This window comes from Actinoallomurus sp. CA-142502, from assembly GCF_050936355.1.
Classification (GTDB): Bacteria; Actinomycetota; Actinomycetes; order Streptosporangiales; family Streptosporangiaceae; genus Actinoallomurus; species Actinoallomurus iriomotensis.
In genome coordinates, this window is the sequence record NZ_JBNJMY010000001.1 from 700,213 (window position 1) to 720,995 (window position 20,783).

20 protein-coding genes are annotated in these 20,783 nt (G+C 72.9%); 8 read left to right on the forward strand and 12 right to left on the reverse strand.

What is annotated here, in order from left to right; translation table 11 throughout:
* Positions 1–106 precede the first annotated feature (106 nt).
* Positions 107–877: a crotonase/enoyl-CoA hydratase family protein gene (locus ACQEV1_RS03855; RefSeq protein WP_433391227.1), complete on the reverse strand. Its 771-nt coding sequence runs from the start codon at positions 875–877 to the stop codon at positions 107–109.
* Positions 874–2,397 carry a class I adenylate-forming enzyme family protein gene (locus ACQEV1_RS03860; RefSeq protein ID WP_285635342.1) on the reverse strand — a complete coding sequence of 508 codons (1,524 nt, stop codon included), beginning with the start codon at positions 2,395–2,397 and terminating at the stop codon, positions 874–876. The genes ACQEV1_RS03855 and ACQEV1_RS03860 overlap by 4 nt, the downstream gene beginning before the upstream one ends.
* 187 nt (positions 2,398–2,584) lie before the next feature.
* Between ACQEV1_RS03860 and ACQEV1_RS03865 the strand changes: the two genes are divergently transcribed.
* From ACQEV1_RS03865 to ACQEV1_RS03880, 4 genes are all read left to right on the forward strand, one after another.
* On the forward strand, positions 2,585–3,094 hold the full coding sequence (locus tag ACQEV1_RS03865; RefSeq protein WP_433391230.1) for a luciferase family protein: 510 nt from the start codon (positions 2,585–2,587) through the stop codon (positions 3,092–3,094).
* Between the two features lie 208 nt (positions 3,095–3,302).
* Entirely contained in the window at positions 3,303–4,373 is a 1,071-nt protein-coding gene (locus tag ACQEV1_RS03870) for a hypothetical protein (RefSeq protein WP_433391233.1), read from the forward strand.
* A gap of 245 nt (positions 4,374–4,618) precedes the next feature.
* Positions 4,619–5,074 (forward strand): universal stress protein, encoded by a 456-nt coding sequence (locus ACQEV1_RS03875; protein ID WP_285574783.1) that lies wholly within the window; start codon positions 4,619–4,621, stop codon positions 5,072–5,074.
* A 318-nt stretch (positions 5,075–5,392) separates the two neighbouring features.
* Positions 5,393–6,142 carry a nuclease-related domain-containing protein gene (locus ACQEV1_RS03880; RefSeq protein ID WP_433391237.1) on the forward strand — a complete coding sequence of 250 codons (750 nt, stop codon included), beginning with the start codon at positions 5,393–5,395 and terminating at the stop codon, positions 6,140–6,142.
* A gap of 85 nt (positions 6,143–6,227) precedes the next feature.
* Here ACQEV1_RS03880 and ACQEV1_RS03885 read toward each other — a convergent pair whose 3' ends face one another.
* Both ACQEV1_RS03885 and ACQEV1_RS03890 read right to left on the reverse strand, forming a co-directional pair.
* Positions 6,228–7,211, reverse strand: coding sequence for a CU044_5270 family protein (locus ACQEV1_RS03885; protein WP_433391240.1), 984 nt, complete (start codon positions 7,209–7,211; stop codon positions 6,228–6,230).
* On the reverse strand, positions 7,208–7,810 hold the full coding sequence (locus ACQEV1_RS03890) for an RNA polymerase sigma factor (protein WP_433391243.1): 603 nt from the start codon (positions 7,808–7,810) through the stop codon (positions 7,208–7,210). Before ACQEV1_RS03890 ends, ACQEV1_RS03885 begins: the two co-directional genes overlap by 4 nt.
* A 290-nt stretch (positions 7,811–8,100) precedes the next feature.
* Here ACQEV1_RS03890 and ACQEV1_RS03895 point away from each other — a divergent pair, with 290 nt between their 5' ends.
* Positions 8,101–9,399 carry an SGNH/GDSL hydrolase family protein gene (locus ACQEV1_RS03895; RefSeq protein ID WP_433391246.1) on the forward strand — a complete coding sequence of 433 codons (1,299 nt, stop codon included), beginning with the start codon at positions 8,101–8,103 and terminating at the stop codon, positions 9,397–9,399.
* Between the two features lie 37 nt (positions 9,400–9,436).
* On the opposite strand, the gene ACQEV1_RS03900 is transcribed toward ACQEV1_RS03895, so the two are convergent.
* Both ACQEV1_RS03900 and ACQEV1_RS03905 read right to left on the reverse strand, forming a co-directional pair.
* A complete protein-coding gene (locus ACQEV1_RS03900) occupies positions 9,437–10,435 on the reverse strand; it encodes an aldo/keto reductase (protein WP_433391249.1) in 999 nt (332 codons plus the stop codon).
* 22 nt (positions 10,436–10,457) lie between these two features.
* Entirely contained in the window at positions 10,458–11,318 is an 861-nt protein-coding gene (locus tag ACQEV1_RS03905; RefSeq protein ID WP_433391253.1) for an aldo/keto reductase, read from the reverse strand.
* Between the two features lie 198 nt (positions 11,319–11,516).
* Between ACQEV1_RS03905 and ACQEV1_RS03910 the strand changes: the two genes are divergently transcribed.
* Positions 11,517–12,413 carry a LysR family transcriptional regulator gene (locus ACQEV1_RS03910; protein WP_433391256.1) on the forward strand — a complete coding sequence of 299 codons (897 nt, stop codon included), beginning with the start codon at positions 11,517–11,519 and terminating at the stop codon, positions 12,411–12,413.
* A 117-nt stretch (positions 12,414–12,530) separates the two neighbouring features.
* Complete coding sequence (locus ACQEV1_RS03915; RefSeq protein ID WP_433391259.1) at positions 12,531–13,136, forward strand: scabin-related ADP-ribosyltransferase; 606 nt, start codon at positions 12,531–12,533, stop codon at positions 13,134–13,136.
* Between the two features lie 41 nt (positions 13,137–13,177).
* Here ACQEV1_RS03915 and ACQEV1_RS03920 read toward each other — a convergent pair whose 3' ends face one another.
* Positions 13,178–13,387: a hypothetical protein gene (locus ACQEV1_RS03920; protein WP_433391262.1), complete on the reverse strand. Its 210-nt coding sequence runs from the start codon at positions 13,385–13,387 to the stop codon at positions 13,178–13,180.
* A gap of 92 nt (positions 13,388–13,479) precedes the next feature.
* On the opposite strand from ACQEV1_RS03920, the gene ACQEV1_RS03925 reads away from it, so the two are divergent.
* Complete coding sequence (locus tag ACQEV1_RS03925) at positions 13,480–13,617, forward strand: hypothetical protein (protein ID WP_433391265.1); 138 nt, start codon at positions 13,480–13,482, stop codon at positions 13,615–13,617.
* A gap of 12 nt (positions 13,618–13,629) precedes the next feature.
* Here ACQEV1_RS03925 and ACQEV1_RS03930 read toward each other — a convergent pair whose 3' ends face one another.
* The 5 genes from ACQEV1_RS03930 to ACQEV1_RS03950 are packed head-to-tail and all read right to left on the reverse strand — an operon-like array spanning position 13,630 to position 20,769.
* A complete protein-coding gene (locus tag ACQEV1_RS03930; RefSeq protein ID WP_433391268.1) occupies positions 13,630–14,157 on the reverse strand; it encodes a GNAT family N-acetyltransferase in 528 nt (175 codons plus the stop codon).
* Between the two features lie 37 nt (positions 14,158–14,194).
* The gene (locus ACQEV1_RS03935) at positions 14,195–16,282 is read right to left on the reverse strand and encodes a DUF3488 and transglutaminase-like domain-containing protein (protein WP_433391271.1); all 2,088 of its coding nucleotides are present in this window, start codon (positions 16,280–16,282) and stop codon (positions 14,195–14,197) included.
* The gene (locus ACQEV1_RS03940) at positions 16,279–17,457 is read right to left on the reverse strand and encodes a DUF58 domain-containing protein (protein ID WP_285637032.1); all 1,179 of its coding nucleotides are present in this window, start codon (positions 17,455–17,457) and stop codon (positions 16,279–16,281) included. Before ACQEV1_RS03940 ends, ACQEV1_RS03935 begins: the two co-directional genes overlap by 4 nt.
* Entirely contained in the window at positions 17,454–18,461 is a 1,008-nt protein-coding gene (locus ACQEV1_RS03945) for an AAA family ATPase (protein WP_433391275.1), read from the reverse strand. Before ACQEV1_RS03945 ends, ACQEV1_RS03940 begins: the two co-directional genes overlap by 4 nt.
* 19 nt (positions 18,462–18,480) lie before the next feature.
* Positions 18,481–20,769: a protein kinase domain-containing protein gene (locus ACQEV1_RS03950; RefSeq protein ID WP_433391278.1), complete on the reverse strand. Its 2,289-nt coding sequence runs from the start codon at positions 20,767–20,769 to the stop codon at positions 18,481–18,483.
* Positions 20,770–20,783 lie beyond the last annotated feature (14 nt).

Genomic DNA, 20,783 nt, shown 5'->3' on the forward strand with positions numbered 1-20,783 from the left:
CCCTCCGAGAGGCGGTCCCGGCGTGCGCGGAGCCTGGAGGTCGCGGCCTGGACGTGGACGGAGAGGCGGTCGGCCTCGGCCGCGAGGGCGTCCGGGGTCGATGCGCTCAGATGGCGTCGAAGTCGCCGTGCCGGCCGCTGCCCTTCGCGAAGCGGGTGGCGCCCTGGCGGGCCTCGGCGTCGAGGGCGACCTCGCCGTGGCGCCACTCGTTCGCCATCGCGGTCTCCACCGGCAGGCCCGCCTGCTCGTAGGCGGACAGGCGGTCGTGGCGCATGCAGAGCTGCGGGAAGCGGGCGATCTCCGCCGCCAGCTCCTCGGCGCGTTCCCGCGCCTGGCCGGCCGGGACCAAGCGGTTGGCCAGGCCCAGGCGGGAGGCCTCCTGCGCGCCGACCGGGCGGCCGGTGAGGATCATGTCCATGGCCGCGCTCAGGCCGATCAGGCGCGGCAGGCGTACGGTGCCGCCGTCGATCAGGGGTACGCCCCAGCGGCGGCAGAAGACGCCGAAGATCGCATCTTCCTCGGCGACGCGCAGGTCGCACCACAGGGCCAGTTCGAGGCCGCCCGCGACCGCGTGGCCGGCGACGGCGGCGACCACCGGCTTGGACAGCCGCAGCCGCGTCGGACCCATCGGGCCGCGATCGGACTCCTCCGGCGCGGCCACGTCGAACCGGCCCGCCGAGACGGCCTTCAGGTCCGCTCCCGCGCAGAACGTGCCGCCCTCGCCGTACAGCACCGCGACGCTCGCCTCCGGGTCGGCGTCGAAGGCGGTGAACGCCGCGTACAGCTCGGCCGCGTGCTCGGGGTCGACGGCGTTGCGCACCTCGGGCCGGTCGATCACCACCGTGGTGACCGCGCCCGCACGCTCGACGCGGATCATCGGTCCCCTCCCGTACGCTCCACGCCCGCCCAGAGCGGGTCGCGCAACGCCCGGCGGAGGACCTTGCCCACACCGCTCTTGGGGATCGCCGCGACGAACTCCACCCGTTTGGGCACCTTGTACCCGGCGAGCCGGGCCCGTACGTGCGCGGTGAGTTCGGCGCCGGTCACCGTGACGCCCGGCCGGGGCACCACGAACGCCACCACGGCCTCCACCCAGCGCTCGTCCGGCGCGCCGACGACGGCGCACTCGGCCACGGCCGGGTGGGAGTGCAGAGCGTCCTCGACCTCCCGCGGATAGACGTTGTACGCGCCGCTGACGATCATGTCCGAGGTGCGGTCGACCAGGTAGAGGTAGCCGCGGTCGTCGAAGCGCGCCACGTCGCGGGTGCGCAGCCAGCCGTCGCCCAGGAAGGTCGTGGCGTTCAGTTCCGGCGCGTTCAGGTAACCGGCCATCGCGAACGGCGCGCGTACCGCGATCTCGCCCGGCTCGCCGTCCGCCACGTCGGCGCCGTGCTCGTCGACCAGCCGGATCTCCGCGTCCACGGACGGGTGCCCGCACGAGCCGAGCGGCGCGTCCGGCCCGACGTGGTCGGCGGCGGGCAGCACCGACAGGCACAGCGGAGCCTCGGTCTGCCCGTAGTACTGGGTGAAGATCGGGCCCCAGGCCGCCATCGCCTCCTCGATGACCGGGCGCGGCATCGGCGAGGCGCCGTAGATCACCGAACGCAGGCGGCCGGTCTCCGCGGTGGCGCCACCGGCGGCCAGCAGCATCTGGAGCATGGTCGGCACGAGGTTCGCGTGCGTGACGCCGTGTTCGGGGATCGCCGCGAGGTACGCCTGCGGGTCGAAGCCGTCGAGTACGGCCGCCTGCGCGCCGCGCAGCCAGAACGGCAGCACGAACGTGCCGCTCGCGTGGATCAGCGGCGCCGCGTGCAGCATCACGTCGTCGGGCGCCGGGCTGACCAGGTTGGCCATGATGTTGGCGACGATCGCGGCATAGCTCGCCTGGGTATGTTGCGCCGCCTTGAGCGTGCCCGTCGTGCCGGAGGTGTAGAGGGCGAGGATCACGTCGTCGGGCCGCGCGGGCAGACGCGGATCGGCCGCCGACGCCGCGTGCGTCTGCTCCAGCAGGTCGCCGAGCCCGAGCGTGCGCAGCCCGTCGAGGCGTTCGCTCAGCTCGTCGGCGCGTCCGGTCAGCGCGGACTCGTGCACCAGCGTGCGCACCCCGGCGTCGGCGAGCATCCGCGCGTGCTCCTCCGCCGACAGCCGCGCGTTCAGCGGCACGCGGCACGCCCGCGCCTTGAGGCACGCGAAGTCCAGCGGCACCGTCCAGAGCCCGTTGCCGAGCAGCAGCCCGACGCGTTCGCCCGGCTCGACGCCCATGCCCAGGAGTACGTTGGCCATCCGGTTGGCCGCCTCGTCGACCTGGCGGAACGTCAATGACCGGTCCCCGTACCGGATCGCCACGCGGTCCCGATGCCGGCGTGCTCCGGCCCTCACCATGTCGACGGTCAGCATGCGTCCTCCTCGGCGCCGAATGCGTACATCCAACCGTCCGCGACGTCGTCGCACTAATCCGGCCGGGCCGTCCGGGGGGATTCCAGGAACGCACCAGGAATTCCGGGAGGCACCTGGAACGGGCGGAATCGCACCAGGACGCCCGCTGATCGCCGGTTCGCGGCGGTGATCGGCCACGCTGGCTTTCATGCGCCTGGGAAACCGCCCGATCTCGTACGCCGACCTGGTGATCGATCGATTCCAGAACTGGCCGCTGACGGAGTGCCGGGTGCAGCATCCGCCCGGCCGCGCCCTGGCCCTGCACGGCCTGCAGGTCCTCCACCTCCATCGGGACGACCTGGCCGAGGTCTTCCTCACCGGGCCGGTCATCGACCGTCTCGACACCGCGCTTTCCGCCTCCGGCCGCGTCGACGTCTTCGCGGACACCGGCTGGGTCCAGGTCCACCTCGACACCGAAGGCGACCTGTTCCTGCTGCAGTCCCTGGTGAGCCTGGCCATCCAGGCCAACGACCCCGCGTCCCACCCGGTCCGCCCCGCCGTCACCGACTGCCCGGCGTCGCGGTGCCACACCACGGCGCCCAAGGCGCCGGCGTGGGCCGTGACGAGGGCGCGCAGGACGCGCTCGCAGGGTTCGTCGGAGGGAGTCAGGACGAACAGGCGCCGGCCGGAGCCGTCCAGCGCGGTCGGCATGTCGTAGGCGACGGTGAGCGTACCGGCCGTCTCGTGCCGGAAGCGCTCGGCGCCCCGCGAGCGCTCGTGGACGCGCTGGTCGCCGACCATCTCGCGGGCGAAGCGCTCCCACCGCCGCCTCATCGGGCCGTCGCGGGGGTACGGAAGAACGTGGAAACCGCAGGTGACAGCGCCGCCAGGCGTTACCGCACGGGGATACGCGTCCGGGGGAGCAGATGTCGGAAGCAGGCAAGCCGCTGGGTGTGTGCCGGGCCGTGCGGAGAGTCGCCTGGCCGGCGGTGTTCGCCGGGGCCGTGGTGAGCGGCCTGTACGCGGTCATGGGGCTGATGGGCCACGGCACGCCGCTGCTGCTGCCCGTGGCGCTCGTCGTGCTCGTCCTCGTGGGGCGGCCGCTGGCCGTGCTGGGCGGCCGTACGCGCCTCACCGGCGACGGCATCGTCACCCGGCGGCCGCCGCTGTGGCGTGTCGCCGTGCCGGGCTCGTGTGTCGGCCTGGTGACGGTCCGGCGTGGGCTGCTCCTGGAGTGGCCGGTCCTCTGCCTGCGCGACGGCAGGCTGGTGGAGCTCGCGGCCCCGGCCCGGTTCTGGTTCCGCGCCGACCCGGAGTTCGACCGCGCGCTGGACGCGCTGTGCGCCCACGTCCGGGCGCACGCGGGCGTCGTGACCCGGCCGCAGTGGAGCGTGCCGCGCCTGGCCGCCGGCCCGCTGCTGACCGTGGCCGCCGTCGTGCTCGTGCTCATCGACCCGCCGTGGGCGAGCGACGCCTGGCCGCTGCGCCGGCACGCCCGGCACCTTCCCGACGCGTGCCGGATGTTCGACGCCCAGGCGCGGGTGCTGCTGCCGGGGGCCACGGTGGACCGGATGCTCAGCCGCAGCGACGACCTCCCGCACGTCGCGCGGCACACCTGCCAGTGGAACTCCACCCGTCTCGCGGCCGACGGGACGACGCTCGTCGACTTCGGACGGCTGAGCGTCGTGCTCGAACTGGAGCACGGCGTCGGCCCGGTCAGCGACGCCGAGGAGGCCCACCGCGACTTCGTACGGGAGACGCGGATCGACGCCGGGCAGTCCGAGACGAGGATCCCGCACCTGGGCGACGAGGCGGAGCTCATCGACATGCGGCCAGGTTCGGATCTCGCCTGGGTCGCCGTCGCCGTGCACCGGGCCAACATCGAGGAGAAGATCGAGCTGATGTACCGCGAACGGTCGCGCGAACGGGAGGCCGCCAGGACCGCCGAGAGCCTCGCCCGGCTGGGCCTGTCGGAGATCCACTTCCACCGAACGTAGCCGCCCGTTGTCCACAGGCTGTGGACAACGGGGACTGGCGAGCGGGATGCAAGAGCATGTCCGAGCAGGACAGAGCCATGAGACGCAGGGGCCACTCTCCGGTCAAGTCGCTGACCCGAAGGGGCCCGACCGGCTACTGCTGGTAGTCGGTGGTTTCACTGGAGTCGCCTGCCTCCCTCGGCTGCGGGTCCGCCGGAGGGGAGGCCGGGAGATGCCGCGCACGCAGCCTGCGGAGCGGTACTGAGATGGCGTACGGCGGCGTGGTGCTGGCCGGGGTGGACGGCACCGACTCGGGGCGCGTCGCACTGCAGACCGCCGCGGCCGAGGCGGTGTCGGGCGGACTCCGGCTCGTGGCCCTGCACGTACGCCGGTCGCCCCGGCCGCTGGAGCTGATGGCGTGGGAGGCCTATCCGCTGGCGGAACAGTGGCGGGACGAACTCGAACTCGAGGCCTGGCTGCAGTGCGCGCTGCTGCTGGCCGACCTGCCTCTGGAGTGGGAGTACGCGGTCGTCGACGGCGAACCGGCCCAGGCACTGCGCTCGTACGCCGCCGACCGGGCGGCCTGCGCGCTCTTCGTCGGCTCCCGCATCCGTCGGGGCTGGGCGGCCCGCCTGCACCGCTGCCCGGCCCTGGACCTCGAACGCCGTTCCCCCTGCCGGGTCCGCGTGGTCCGCTTCCCCGACGTGCCGAATCCGGTCTGAGGCCGGCCGGACGCCGCGACGAAAAGGCCCACTGTGTGCGACAAAAAGCTTACTGTCCGACAACTTCGTTGATGTGCACATATGTACGGTTTCGCAGGCTTACTTCGCTCTTCTGTGGGAAAGCTAGCTGGCGCCTAGGCGGTCCGCGAGATAACAGAATTTCCGGCAAAGAGGTCAGCGATGCCTAGACGATCGATCTACAGCAAGAATCGGGCCACCGCGGCTGGGGAATCGACCCAGGGATATTACGAAGCGCGATGGATTCGACGTCGCCCTCGCCGGGTCGCGATTCGACTACTGGTGTTCTTCGTTCCTTTCATGTTCTTCACCGTTGTGCTCTCGTGGCGGAACGGGTTGGTGATCGGCTTACTCGCGGTGGCCGCGGAATTCGCCTACGTGTGGCGTCGCCATCAGATGGCGACCTCGATCTTCAAGTCGAGGCGCGCGGCGCGGACGACGGTCCGGGCACTGTTCCGGCTGGAGCGGGAAGGCTACTACGCGTTCCACGATTGTCTCCTGGAAGGGAACGACACCGCCGATCATATACTCGTCGGGCCGACCGGGATCTGGTTGATCGATAGCGAGACCTTCCGGACGCAGACCCTCCTTTGGCCAGACGATGATCGCCTTGATGCGGACGAGTTTCCGCCGGTTTCGCCAATTATGACGGTCCAAAAACAGGCCGAGGCCATGGCCGAGTTCGTTCGCGGCACTCTCGGTAAGGTCATCGACACGCATGCGATTCTTGCCGTGAGCGGCGCACCCTGGAGACGTCTCAAAGTCGAGGAAGTCGGGGGAGTGCCGGTCGTCCACAGCCGGTTCGTCGCGGCGTGGATTCTGAATAACGCCGACCCGATCTACTCGCCGGAAGATGTCGAGCAGATCATCATCACCGTGGCAGACCGGCTGTCGCTGCGCGGACAGACCGGCGACGATGAGATTCCCTGGCTGACCAGGGCGCTGCGGTCGCATCGCCCCGACACACGCGCTCGCCGCCCGTCCCGGCGCTATATCCCACGGCCCGGCCGGGGAGACGCCCGAGAAGGCGGCCGGCGCGGGCGGAGCTGAAGCGCGGCTACCGAACCGTTCTGGTCACGACTCGACGAGCCTCGGGAGGCACCGGCGGTGCCTCCCGAGGCCGTGTCGATCTGGTTCAGCGTTGGCCGGGCTTGTCGACTACCGCGACCTTTTCGGTGGCCAGGCCGCTGGTGACCGTGCCGGCGGGCAGGTTGAGGTTGAGGTGCTTGGTCTTCGCCATCTCGATCTCGGCGGCGGTGGGCTTTCCGCCCCACACGGTCTCTTCCCCCACGACCTGGTATGTCTTCGGGTCCAGAAGCAGGCGGCGGCCACCGCGGGAACCGTAATGGACGCCGATGACATGACGGCCGACTCCGTCGACGATGTCCCGGTCGATCCGCACGTCGGGCAATGTGGCCATGGCGCGGTACACGGCCGCCTGGATCCGTGGCGGGGCGGTGATCTGGGCATTGCGCAGCAGCTGCACCATGCGGGAGTACAACAGCTGGTTCTGGTCCAGCCCTGAATCGCCCGGCAGCTTGTCGAATCGGCCGGACAGCGAGGACAGCTTGTCGAGCAGCGCACGCGGATCGGTGGGCAGCGAACTCAGAACGGTGTAGGCGCCTTGCGGCGAATCGATTCCGCTTTCACCGCTCTTCTTGTGGACGATGAACCTGCCGCCGTCGAAGTAGGCTTCCGCGCGGCTGTCGAACCGCGACCACTCTTCGTCGACGCGGTGGTGACCGTCGCTGCCGGTGCCGTACTCCACGGTCTTGGTGTAGATCCACTGATGTGGCCTGGGCGTGATCGCCGTGCGCAGGGACACGACCTGCGCGGCGTGGGTCAGGGTCACCGAGGCGCTGTCGAGCCGAACGGGCGTCCGGGCCGGACTCCCGGAGCCCGTCCCGACGGTCGCGACCCCGACCGCCGTCGCCACTGCGGCGGCGGCCAATCCGGCGGTGGCCGGGACGCCCCATCGCGGAATTCTGATCGCTCGGTGGCGGCGTGGGCTCCCGGCCGCCTCCAGCAAGCGCTGCCGCTGCCGCTGTCGCCCGAGTGTGGGCGGCGCCTCCTGGTCCAGCTGCCGTCCCATCCGCGCGAGCATCTCCATCTCATTCATGACGCCATCTCCCCGACGAGCAGAGGGTTGTTGTCTCCAAGGGCCGCCCGCATCTTGCGGCGCGCCCGGTGCAGGCGTGATCGCACGGTGCCCACCGGGATGTTCAGCGCGACCGAGATCTCCTCGTAGGACAGATCCGCCCAGCCGGCCAGCAGAAGCACATCGCGATCGCCGGCGCGCAGGCCGGCCAGTGCCCGTGCGAGTGCCGGGCGGACCGCCAGCGCGGAGACGGTCGAGGCCACCTGGTCCGCAGGTTCCTCGGCGGTCGTCTCATGCGAACTTCGCTCCATCATCCGGTAGCGGGCAGCCTCCGACCTGCGATGACGGGAGATCAGCTTGGTGAGGATCCCGAAGAGCCACGGACGAGCGTCCGCACGGCCGGTGTCGAAGCGGTCTCGCCGTTCGAAGGCCACCAGGAACGCGTCACCGACGAGGTCCTCGGCGACGTCCGGTCCCAGCCGTCGTACGACGTAGCGGTGGAGCGTGGCCCAATAACGGTCGAACAGTGCCGCGAACGCCTCTGGTTCGTCCTGGGAGTCCGCGATCACCTCGGCGTCGGAACGCTGCTCAGGACGTGAGGCCACCTCGGCGGCGCTCACCGGCGTCCCGTCCGCTGCCGCCTTTTACATCCACTGATCATCGGCAATCCTTCGCATCGAAAACGGTCTCACCCTGTATCGCCACACCTCCCCGATCGAGTTCACGCATCGCCGCGTGGTCCGCTTCCCCGACGTACCGGACCCGGTCTGGCTGCCCGGATACGGCCAGATGCCTTGATGCGTCGATCACTCCGACATATTCCTGACATGGAGCGCCGTCGGAAGCCGGCGTTCGGCCAGAACCCGGCGTGTCGGCCGGGTCGCATCGGGCGATGTGGAGGGCGTTCACCATGGCCGGTCCCCCCACCCACAAGTCACCGCGCGGCCGCGCCGGCCGTCTGGTCCTGATCGGCGGGTTCGGCGCGCTGCTGTTGACGGCGCCGAGCCAGGGAACGGCCCATGCGCGGCCGGCGCACAACGCCGCCGGTACGCGCTGGACGGCGACATGGGCGGCGAGCCCGACGGCGGCCGCCGCGACGGGTCTGTCGGCGACCGGACTGAGCGACCAGACGGTGCGCGACGTCGTCCACACGAGTGTCGGCGGATGGATGCTGCGGATACGGCTGACCAACCGTTATGGCGACCGTCCGGTGACTTTTGACGACATGTCGGTCGGGATCGCCGACGGCGCCGCGCTCGATCACGGCGTCCGGATCACGTTCGGCGGACGGCCGGCGGTGACGATACCCGCCGGCGCCGACGTCGCCAGTGACGCCGTGCGTCTGACCGTCGGCCCGCAGGAGAAGCTGGCCGTCAGCCTGCACGCCCCCGGCCCGACCGGGCCGGCCAGCTGGCACAGCGCGGCCCACACCACGTCCTATGTCGCGGTGGGCGACCACGCGGGTGATCTGGCCGGCGACGCGTTCACGACGCGGGTGACGTCGTGGTACTTCCTCGACGGGGTCGACGTGCTCGCCTCACCGCGCGACGGAACGATCGTCGCGCTGGGCGACTCCATCACCGACGGCACGGGAACGGCTCTCGACAGCGACACGAGGTGGACCGATGACCTGGTCCGCCGGATCGACGGCGGTCCACCCGGACGCCGGGCGTCCGTCGTCAACGCGGGTATCGGCGGGAACGAGGTGACCCTCGACCGGCAGCCGGCGTACTACGGGGTCAGCGCACTGCACCGGCTCGACGCGGACGTCCTGGCCCAACCCGGGGTGTCGGCCGTCATCGTCTTCGAGGGGGTGAACGACCTGACGGCGGGCGCGGTGCCGGCGACGCGACTGATCGCTGGACTGCGGCAGGTGGCGGACCGTGTCCACGCGGCGCGTCTGCCGGTGATCGGGGCGACGATCACGCCGTGCGGGGGCTACCCGGTGTGCGGCGCCCAGGTAGAGGAGCAACGGCGGCTCGTCAACGCCTGGATCCGTACATCCGGAGCGTTCGACGCGGTGCTCGACTTCGACTCGGTCGTCCGGGACCCGGCGAGGGCCGACGCCCTGCGGGCCGGATTCGACAGCGGCGACCACCTGCACCCCAACGCCGCGGCCTATCAGGCGATGGCGGACACGATCGACCTGCGGACGTTGGCACACCTCAGTGGTGCCGGCCCTCGAGACACCGAACAGCACCTGACCTGATTTGTGCAGGTCAGGTGCTGTTCCCGCGAGGCCGCTCTCAGACGGACGGTGTGGCAGGGCCCTCGCCCGCGCCGGTCTGCTCGATCGCGGCGGCGATCTCGTTCAGGTCGGCCGGGGTCAGGTCCAGGTCGGCGGCCGGTAGCCAGCCGTCGACCTGGTCCGGGCGGCGGGCGCCGACGATCGCGCCGGTCACGCCGGTCCACGCCAGGGTCCAGGCGACCGCCACGGCGGCGGGCTGGACCTGGTGCCGCTTCGCGACGGGCACGAGCGCGTCCGCCAGGGCGAGGTTGGTGTCGAGCTTCGTGGTGAAGTCGGGGCTGTGCCGGCGCCAGTCGTCCTCCGGCAGCCTCTCCACCCGCTCGCGAGAGAACGCGCCGGTCAGCAGGCCCGCCTGCATCGGCGAGTAGACGATCACCCCGGTGTCGTGCGCCTCGCACCAGCCGATCTCGGTGGCGGCCGCGCGGTGGATCGCCGAGAACGGCGGCTGGAGCGAGTCGACGTGCCCGAGCATCTCGGCGGTCTCCAACCGGCTCACGTCGTGGTTCGACAGGCCGGCCGCGCGGATCTTGCCCTGTTGCCTGAGGTCGAGGAACGTCTGCCAGTACTCCTCCAGCGGCGTCCCGTCCTCGGCCGGCCGGTGCATCTGGTACAGGTCGATGCGCTCGACGCCGAGGCGGCGCAGCGAGTCCTCCACCTCGCGGCGGAGCTCCGCGCCGGTGCGGCGTGCCGGCTTGCGGCGGTCGGCGGGGTCCCAGACGAGACCGCCCTTGGTGAAGACGTACGGCCGGTCGGCCTCCGGGATGTCCTTGAGCGCCTGGGCAACGACCTCCTCGGAGTGCCCGAGCCCGTACACGGCGGCGGTGTCGATCCAGTTGACGCCGTGCTCGACGGCGTACCGGATCGCCGCCACGGACTGCGCGTCCTCCTGCGGTCCCCAGGAGAACGCCCAGTCGCCGCCGCCGATCGCCCACGCGCCGAAGCCGACGCGCGTGATCCGCATATCGGTCGTGCCGAGCCGCTTTGTGGGAAGTGCCATGGTTCTCCTCGCTGAACTGGGGTCAGGCCGCGTCGAGCTCGGCGAACTCCTCGTCGGTGAGTTCGAGGTCGGCGGCCTTGGCGGAGTCGACGATCGTCTCGGGACGGCTCGAACCGGGGATGGGGACCACGACCGGCGACTTGGCGAGCATCCACGCCAGCGCGACCTGCTGCGGGCTCACCCCGTGCGCCTCCGCGACCCGGCCGAACGCCGCGTGCTCACCGCCCAGGTCACCGGCGCTGGAGATGCCGCCCAGCGGGCTCCACGGCAGGAACGCGATGCCGAGCACGTCGCACAGGCGCAGCTCGTCCTCGCTGCTGCGGAAGGCCGGGGAGAACTGGTTCTGCACCGACACGAGGCGTCCGCCGAGGATCTCGTTCGCCTCGCGGATCTGAGCCGGATTGGCGTTCGAGATGCCGGCCATGCGGATCTTGCCCTCGTCCAGCAGGTCCCGGAGGGCGCCGATCGAGTCGGTGTACGGCACGGACGGGTCCGGCCGGTGGTGCTGGTAGAGCCCGATCGCCTCGACGCCGAGCCGCTTCAGCGAGGCGTCGCAGGCCCGCTTCAGGTACGCGGGCGAGCCGTCGAGCCCCCAGGAGCCGTCCCCCGGGCGTGTGTGGCCGCCCTTCGTGGCGACCAGCACGCCGGAGGTGTCTCCGCCGTACGTGGCCAGCGCCCGGGCGATCAGCGACTCGTTGTGCCCGATGTCATCGGGGCCGATGTGGTAGGCGTCCGCGGTGTCGATGAGTGTCACGCCCGCGTCGAGCGCGGCGTGCACCGCGGCGATCGAACGGCTCTCCTCGGGGCGCCCCTCGATCGACATGGGCATGCCCCCGAGACCGATCGCGCCGACCTGGACGTCACCGATCCGGCGAGTACGCATGTGACAAGACCTCCAAGATGGCGTTCGTCAGGGCTGCAGCCGCCGGCGGGCGCGGGCCCGGTGCACGGGCGCACGGCGCGGCTCTTCGGGGGCCGCGCGGGCCCGCTGATCGGCGGCTGTCGTCAACAGCCTCCATGCACGGCTTCCCCGTGTCCAACAGAAAAAACAGATGGAATCAAGCAGTTAGAGTGATGAGTCGTGGAACTGCGTCACCTGGAGTACTTCGTCGCCGTCGCGGAGGAGGAGCACTTCACCCGAGCGGCCGAACGCCTGCGTCTCGCGCAGTCCGGCCTGTCCGCCTCGATCCGCTCCCTCGAACGCGAACTCGGTGCCCCGCTGTTCGTCCGCAGCACGCGGCGGGTGGCCCTCACCGAGGCGGGGCGCGCGCTGCTCGCCGAGGCCCGGCGCACCCTCGCGGCCGCCCGCAGCGCGGTCGCCGCGGTCCAGGGCCTGCTGCGCGGCACCGTGTCGATCGGCACCGAGCAGTGCCTGGCCGTCATCGACCTGCCCATGGTGCTGTCCCGGTTCCGCGCCGTGCATCCGGGCGTGGAGGTCCGGCTCCGCCAGGGTGGCTCGTCCGGCCTGGTGGAGCAGGTCCGTACGGGCGGCCTGGACCTGGCGTTCGTCGCGCTGTCCGGCGGGCGCGCGCCGGCCGGGGTCGGACTGACGCCGCTGACGACCGAGCCGATGATGCTGGTCTGCCACCCCGGCCACCCGCTCGCCGCGCGTGAGGCGGTCGACTGGTCCGCGCTGCCGGACGAGACCTTCGTGGACTTCCACCCGGACTGGGGCGCCCGGCAGGTCACCGACCGCGCGTTCGGCGCCGCGGGACTCGAACGGCACGTGGCGGTGGAGGTCAACGACGTGCACAGCCTGCTCGACTTCGTCGCCGCCGACCTGGGGGTGGCTCTGGTGCCGCGGCCGATCGCGTACAAGAAGAACAAGAAGGTCGTCGCGGTACCGCTGCGCGCGACGGCCCCGGAGTGGGTGGTCTCGGTCGCGGTGCCGTCCAACGGCCCGGCCAACCCGGCGACGGACGCCCTGCTCGCCATCGTCCGCGAGTCCACCTCCGTACGCGACGCCGCCCCCGCCTGAGAATCTCACGCCGCGGTCAGCGAATTACACGCGCTGACGCCGAACAACGCCCGGCTCCGGCCCGGCGGGTTAAGGTTTCCCGCGCGTCTGATGGTGAGTGAGCGCGGGGGTGCGCCGATGAGTGCCGGTGAGGCCGGGGTCTTCACAGCTGTCATACGCAGATTCCTGCGAGGGCCGGAGCAGGACCTGCTACGAGCGGGTCCGGCCGTCGGAAGGGTCGAGCTGCCCTGGTTCGCCAAACTCGGGCACGTGCCGAAGAACGACGCCGAGTGGCGGCAGGGAGTGGACCACGTCATCCAGAAGATGACGCCGTCCGCGGACGAGGTGGTGTGGCGTAAGACGGACGAGCCCCTCTACCGGTACGACGACCGTCCTCCGGGGCGCCTGCTCGACGGCTACTTCACGCCGCACGACCTCGTGGACGCCGACCTCTACCAGCACCTCGGAGGTCGCTCGGGCTTCGTCAGCACCACGCGCAACGCCGAGCTGTCGTGGGCCGGCAATTTTCAGTACGAGCTCCGAGGTCTGCGCGGCGGCGTCGATGTGGACGCGACGGCCGGTGCGGCGATGTACCGGAACCAGCGGGAGGTGGCGTTTCCCGGCGGCTTCCCGGCGAGGTACGTCAGCCGCTGGCGGTCCGTGCTCAACCCCGAAGACCTGGGTCGTGACACGGCACCGAGGTTCAGCGACTGGGTGACGAACCCCAGGTTCGATCCATCGTGAGACCGGCCCCGCCCGTGCGGGCGGGGCCGGCCCGTACGGCGTCAGTCGATGTAGACCAGGTAGCCGGACGCCTCGGCCTTGTTCTCGAAGTCGGTCACCGGGCCGATCTTCGGGTACTCCCCGGCGAGTTCGGCGCTGGTGACCTGGTGAGCCGCGGCGGCGAGCGTCTTGCAGGTCTGGATGACCCCGTCGGCGGTCATCGACGGCTCGGCGGCCTCCTTGCGAGCGACGAAGTTGTTCCAGTAGTCCATGGCGTGGTCGGCGAGGCCGTCCGTGTCGAGCGTGTCCAGCGGATCGGTGCCGGTGTTCGCCGCCGGGGTGCCTTCGGCGGCAGGGTCGGCCGTTGCGCGCGACGGCCCCGGAGTGGGTCGTCGCGGTCGCGGTCCCGTCCAACGGCCCGGCCAACCCGGCGACGGACGCCCTGCTCACCATCGCCCACGAGTCCGCCTCCACCCAGGGCACCGCCCCCACCCCGACCTGACACCGGCGGGTGTCACGTGACGATGGCCCAGACCTGGACGTCGCGGTGTTCGCCGTCGACGTGGAAGGCCTTGCGGTGGGTGCCCTCGTACGTGAAGCCGAGTCGCCGGGCGGCGGCGATGCTCGCCTCGTTACGCGGGTCGCACAGCCACTCGACGCGCGTCATCCCGCGTACGTCGAGCGCCCAGTCGATGAGGACCTGGCCCGCGCGGGTGACGAGGCCACGCCCGCGGGCCTCCGGAGCGAGCCAGACGCCGATCTCGCAGACGCCCTGGGCGGCGTCGAACGCACGGTACACGAGGCCGCCCTGCAGGATGCCCGAGACGTACAGGCCGAAGATCCGGCCGGTGTCGGCGGCTTGGCGGTCGGCGTAGCCCTGCAGGAAGGCGCGGGCCGACGTCACGTCCGTGACGGTGTACGCCCAGGGGATCCACGGCTTGAGCGCGTCGCGCACCCGGTCGGTGTAGGCGGCGAACTCGGCGGCCTGCCACGGTTCGAGCGGACGCAGTTCGGCGTCGTCTCCCAGCCCCCGGTTGAACACTCGAACCTCCGATGTCGGATCTCCCAGACATACCGTCTCATCGCCGTGATCGACCCTCTGATCGGGGTGGCCGGAGCAGCGTACGGGGGTCGAAGAACGCGCGGAGCCGGCCGCGCCGGCCCATTCCGGCGCGTAGCCGGCGGCGGACCTCTCCGGCCGCCTCCCACGCCTGCCGGGGCAGGTCCGCGGTCGTGTCCTCCGGTGCGTACGCCGCGTGGTCCACCATCGTCGCCAGCACGGACATCTCCGGCATGCCGCCCGTCAGCGCGATCGCCTGGCCCGTCGTCAGGGACGGGCCGGCGGGGAGGCCGGCCTCCCGCATCCGGTCCACCGTCTCCCACCAGGCGCCGAGCACGGCGCGCCGGGGAGAGCGTTCTCGCCGGCGGCGGGTCCGTCGCACCGTCTTCGCGCCGGGCACCGACAGAGCGAGCAGCACGAGGACCGCGAGGGCCGTCAGCCCGGCCGGGAGCCACACGTCATCCGGCTGCGGGACCCCGCGCGGCGGGCCGTCGCCGGTCGCCCGCGGCCGGGTGCCCCCGCCCCGGCGCGGCGTGGTGTTCTTCAGCGGGTCCTCGACCTGGCCGGTCCGTGTGGGCGTCCGCGGCCGGTTCTCGCGGGTGCCGATCGTGTTGCCGCGCGGGCTGGGGTCGATCGTCACCCAGCCGAGCCCGGCGAAGCGCACCTCCACCCACGCGTCCACGTCGCGGCCGGTCACGATGAACGCGTCTCCCCGGTACTCCGGGCGGAACCCCATCACCACCCGGGCGTCGACGCCGAGGCCGCACGCCATCACCGCGTACGCGCTGGCGTACTGCTCGCTCGTGCCCCGCTTGGTCTCCAGCAGGTGCTGGATCTGGTAGTAACCGTGCCCGCCCGGCACGTCCTTGGCCTCGTCGTACCGGAAGTCGCCCGCGGTCTTGAACCGCTGGTAGAGCGCGATGAGCTGCCCGGACGCCGACGGCCGCCCGGCCACCGTGCGTTCGACGAACCCGCGGATCACGGCGGGCATCGGCGGGGTGAGCGGGGCGGAGGCGGGCACTGGCTCGGCCGACCGCAGGGCGCCGGCGTCGGCCTGGTTCACCATCGAGGTCGTGTCGTACGCGGTGGGCGACGCGGTCCCGGCGGGCACGGCGACGTCGCCGGTGCTCTCGTCCACGCCGAGACCCGCGACGGTGAGCCGTGTCGTACGGCCGGGGCTGAGCACCCAGTCCGGATCGCCGGACTCCACCCGGATCCGCGAGGTCACCGTGACCTGCCGGCTTCCGGCGGGCGGGTGCGGCAGCCGGCGGCCGGCCAGCCGGAAGTCTCCGGAGACCGTCCAGTACGTCCCGTCGAAGCGGCTGAGCGTGGCCATCCGCAGGACGCCGCCAGGGCGGGAGGTGGTGCCGGTCACGCGGACCGGCAGCGTTTCGTCGCGCAGCGCGAGGTACTGCTGGAGCGGGCTCACCCCGCTGCGCGGCAGCACCGGCGCGGACACGAGTGTGCGCACGTCGGCCGGCTCGCCCGATCCCGGCGCGGCCGGGCCGAGCAGAAGGGTGGCGGCCACCGCCACCGCGCCGGTCCCGGCCACCATGGCGAGCACGCCCGGCCGCGGCGCCGCGCCCTGACCGGCGAACAGCACGGCCAGCACGAGCACGACGACGGCCGGCGCGTACCAGCCCGGCAGCGGCGGCCCGGACGCGCCGAGCCCCAGCGCGGCGAGCAGGCAGATGAGCGGGGGCACGACCGGGGCGAGCGGGCTGCCGGCGTACGCCGCGAGCAGGCCCGCGAAGAGCGTCGCCAACCCGGCGAACAGGGCGACGGCGCCGAGCGGCGGCCCGGTCGGGTCGGCGGGCAGGGCGCCGGTCAGCAGCCGCCAGGGACCGTCGGCGATCGCCGCGCCCGACCCGGTCACCGCGATCGCGGTCGCCACCACCAGCACCGCGCCGGCCAGCGAGACGACGGTCGAGGGCAGCCGGGGAACCAGCGCCGCGACCGCCACGACCAGTGTCGCGGCGCCGGCGCACGCGGCCACCGCCGTGACGAACGGCGCCGGTCCGGGCACGCCGCCGAACACCGGCCCGAACCCGAGCCCGGCAAGCGCGCCGAGCAGGCCCGCGAGCACGGCGCGCGCGAGACGCCTCATCCGGCATCACCGCTGACCATCCGGTTCCAGGCGACCGCGGCCTCGGCCGCCGACCGCGCGGTGAGGACGGCCATGCCGGGGCGACGCCGCAGCCCGCCGTCGGGCGGCGCCGCGTCACCCGCCAGGGAGATCACGACGACGGGACGGAAGCGCCGCCGCTGCTCGGCGAGCCTGGTGAGCAGGCCGGACTCGGCCGTCCCGGTCACGACCACGAGCGCGCCGCCGGCCGGTCCGCGGTCCACGGCGCGGAGCAGCAGGGCCACGTCGGCGTCCGGGTCGGGCTCGGCGAGGGAGAGCCGGTCGAGCACCGGGCCGTCGCCGGACGCGCCGATGACGTGCAGCTCGACTGGGCGGCCGAGGTCCTCGACCGTGTGCACCACCGAGGCGGCCACCTCGACCGCGTCCTCGAACGCGGAGTCGGTCTCGAACGCGCCGGCGCGGGTGTCGAGCACCACGGTCGTCGTCGGTTCGGTCGTGTCGATGTGCTCGCGCACCACGAGGGTGCCCAGCCGGGCGGTCGAGCGCCAGTGGATCTGGCGCGGGTCGTCACCCGGCACGTACTCCCGCAGCGCGGAGAACGTGACGGTGCCGAGCCGGGCGTTCTCGTGGGTACGGCCCTCGTAGTCGAGGACGATGCCGACCGGCAGCGGGCGCATCGGGTGGATCCGCGGATGCACCCACAGCACGTCGTCGCCGGTCTGCCGCCGTGCCCAGCGGAACAGCCCGAACGGGTCGCGCCGCTCCACCGTCAGCGGGCCGAGCGGGATTCGCCCCCGCCGCGGGGCGGGCAGCGGGTAGTTCACCGCCCGCATGCCGCCGGCGGCCACGGTCCGTACGTCCAGGGCGATCGTCTCGGGACCGACGCGGTCCACCGCCGTGAACGCGACGCTCGGACGGCGGCCGGTGTTGCGCACGTGAAGACGGCCCAGCGCGTGCTCGCCCACCGTGACCCGGTCGGGCGTGACCTGACGCGTCAGCCGCACGGACGGGCGGACCGTGACGAAGCAGCCCGCGGCCACGAGGACGGCGGCCGAGCCGATCGCCAGGGCGACGAGCACCGGGTAGCCCAACGCCGCCCCGAGCGCGTACGAGACGGCCGCGAGCACCGCCAGCCCGATGCCCGTGCCGGTGACCGGCCACCGGCGCGGCGCGGCGCCGTCGGCGGGGCCGTTCACCGCGGGGTCGGCGAGGCCGGGTGGCGGGACGCGGCCCCGGGCGCCAGAACCGGTACCGGCAGGCGGTCGAGGACCTCGGTGAGCACCGACGACGTCGTGGTGCCGCGCACCTCGGCCTGGGCGGCGAGCACGAGCCGGTGCGTCAGCACCGCCGCCGCGGTCGCCCGGATGTCGTCGGGCACGACGAAGTGCCGTCCGGCGCAGGCGGCATGGGTCTGGGCCGCGCGCAGCAGGGCGAGGCTGCCGCGCGTGCTGACGGCGAGGCGCAGCGCCTCGTGCTCACGGGTCGCCTGAGCGATCATCGCCACGTACCGCGCGATCTCCGGTGCCACGTGCACGGCCGCGATCCCGCGTTGCGCATGGGCGAACCGCTCGGGCGTCGTCACCGCCGACAGTTCGGGCGGCGCCGAGCGCGCCCGGCCGGTGAGGATCTCCTCCTCGACCGCGACGCTCGGGTGGCCGATCGAGATCCTCATCAGGAACCGGTCGAGCTGCGCCTCCGGCAGCCGGTAGGTGCCCTCCATGTCGATCGGGTTCTGCGTGGCGACGACGAGGAACGGCCGGGGCACCGCGTGGGTGACGCCGTCCACCGTGACCTGCGCCTCCTCCATCACCTCCAGCAGCGCGGACTGAGTCTTCGGCGACGCACGGTTGATCTCGTCGGCCACGACCACGTTGGCGAAGACCGGTCCGGGGCGGAACTCGAAGGCGGCGCGGTGTTGGTCCCACACCGAGACCCCGGTGATGTCCGTCGGCAGCAGGTCGGGGGTGAACTGGATCCGGTGCGCGCTGCCGCCGAAGCTCGCCGCGAGCGCCTTGGCCAGCGACGTCTTGCCGGTGCCGGGGACGTCCTCGATCAGCAGGTGGCCACCGGCGAGGAGGCAGGTCAGCGCCAGCCGGATCGCCTCCGTCTTGCCGCGCAGGACCTGCTCGACGTTGGCGACGACGGCGTGCGCCAGCTCGGCCGTCGCGCCGGCGGTGGGCTCGGTGGGAGGTTGCGACATCAGACGGGTCCTATCGCGGTCATCGGGTTCGGGGGGTCGGGCTCGCGCCCGACGGCGTGACGCAGGCGGGCGGGGCGGACTGGCCGGGCGGCGACGCGGTGATCACCGCGATCACGGCGAAGCACGACCGCCGGCCCGGCGGGAGGTCGTGCAGCGCGAACGAGTGGGTGTTCTTCGGCAGCACGTCCGAGAGCGGCCGGATCGTCCCGCCGCTGACGTCGGACACGAGGTAGCCGGTGAACCCCGGCAGCGACTCGGCCTGCCCCTCCCAGGAGAGGGTCCCGCCGGTGCCGGAGACCACGACCGAGGCCGGCACGTAGTAGTAGTGGCCGGTCCGCGGCGTCGACGCCGCCGCGCGGGGCGCCGGGGAAGACGTGCCGTGGTCACGTGTGGCCAGGACGACACCGGTCCCCGCGCCGACGACGGCCACGGCCAGCACGGTGAGCAGCGGCGCGCGCAGCCGCCGCCGCGTCCGGGGCGCGGGCGGCGCCGGGCGTACGGGCAGCGGCCGGGCGGACGCCACCGTGCCGGTCACCGGGTCGTGCCCGGCCGGGAAACGTTCCGCCGCGTCCCCCGGCTGGGGACACCGCGTGGGCGGGAGGTCGGTCGGGGCCGGGAGGTCGGTCGGGGTTGGTTGGTAGGGATCAGCTCGCTGGTCGGGATTAGCTCGCTGGTCGGGATTAGCCCGTTGGCCGGGCGACAGTTCCGCCATCACCCGCGGGCCCGCGAGGGACGCCCAGCCGGCGGCGACCCGTGCGGCGTCGGGGCGCCGGGCCGGGTCGCGGTCGAGACACGCGCTGATCAGCGCCCAGGCGGCGTCGTCGACGCCGTCCGGCCGGGGCGCCCTCAGCTCCAGGTGCGCGCGCATCATCGCCTCCTGGCTGCGCGCGTCGAACGGCAGGCGGCCGGCGATCAGCTCGTACGCGGTGATGCCGAGCGCGTAGACGTCGGTGGCGGCCGTCGGCGCGCGGCCGGCCCACAGCTCCGGTCCGAGGTAGGCCGGGGTGCCGAGCAGCCGGGTGTGCGCCGACCCGGCGATGCCGCGCGCGATGCCGAAGTCGGACAGGTACGCGGTGCGGCGGCCGTCCCGTTCGGCGACGAGGATGTTCTCCGGCTTGACGTCGCGGTGCACGATGCCGCCCGCGTGCACGGCGGCCAGCGCGCTCGCGGTGTGCGCGAGGAGCTCGGCCGCCTCGGCCGCGGGCAGGGGGCCGCGCGCGGCGACGTGCCGCAGGTCCTCGCCCTCGACCAGCTCCATGACGATGCCGAAGACGTCGCCCTCTTTGACGAAGTCGTAGATCTCGACGACGTTCGGGTGGCGGATGCTCCGCAGCACGCGGCTCTCGCGCAGGAAGCGCTCGACCGTGTCCGGGTCCTCCGACAGCTCGCCTCGCAGGATCTTCACCGCGACCGGAAGGCCGTCCTCGCGCCGCCGCCCGGACCAGACCTGGCCGGTCGCGCCGCCGCCGATGCGGCTCAGCAGGTCGTACCGGCTGCCGAGGGGACGCCCGGACGGCGGGGGAGGGCTCGGCGGGATCGTCGGCTTCCGCGTCGCCTCCGCGAGCGCCGCGGCGAGGGCGCCGGGGCTGGCCGGCCGGTCGGCGGGGTCGGCGGCCAGCCCGGACCGCAGTACGGCGATGACCGGCTCGGGCACCCCGGCGCGGCCGAACTCCGGAGGCCCGTCCGCGACGAGACGTGCCAGCCGGCGGTCGGGCCCGCCGTACGGCGGGCGTCCGGCGAGCAGGGTCCACAGCATCGACGCGAGCGCGTAGGTCTGGCCGGCCGGTGTCCAGTCCTCCCCGGCGAGTACCTCGGGCGGTTCGTCGCCGGTGCCCTCGCCGAGCGCCGCCTCCAGCTCCCCGAGAGACGGCGGCAGGGGCGTGGCCAGAACCGGCCCGGCGGCGGTGCGGCACACGCCGGGCGGCGGACCGGTCAGGCCCTGCTCGGTGAGCAGCCGCAGTCCCTTGGCGGCGGCGGAGGCCGCGGCGACGACCTCGCCGGGCGGCAGCGGGCCGTCCGTGGCCAGCGCCTCACGCAGGGTCGGGCCCGGCCGGTCGGCGAGCAGGAACGGGCGGCCGTCCGCGTCCAGGCCGTGGTCGGCCAGCGGCAGCACCGCCGTCGCGTCGAGGCGGGTCAGCAGGTCCTCCAGGTCGGCGGACTCGGTGCGGATCCGCCGGCGGAGCGCGGTGTCGAGCTCGGCGGTCACGAGGATGAGCCGCACCGGCCGGCCGTCGGCGGTGCGGACCGCCGGAACGTCGGCGACCGGGCCGCGAGCGGGAAGGCTCCCGAGCAGTCGCACGCCTGCCACGGAAGGCATCGTCA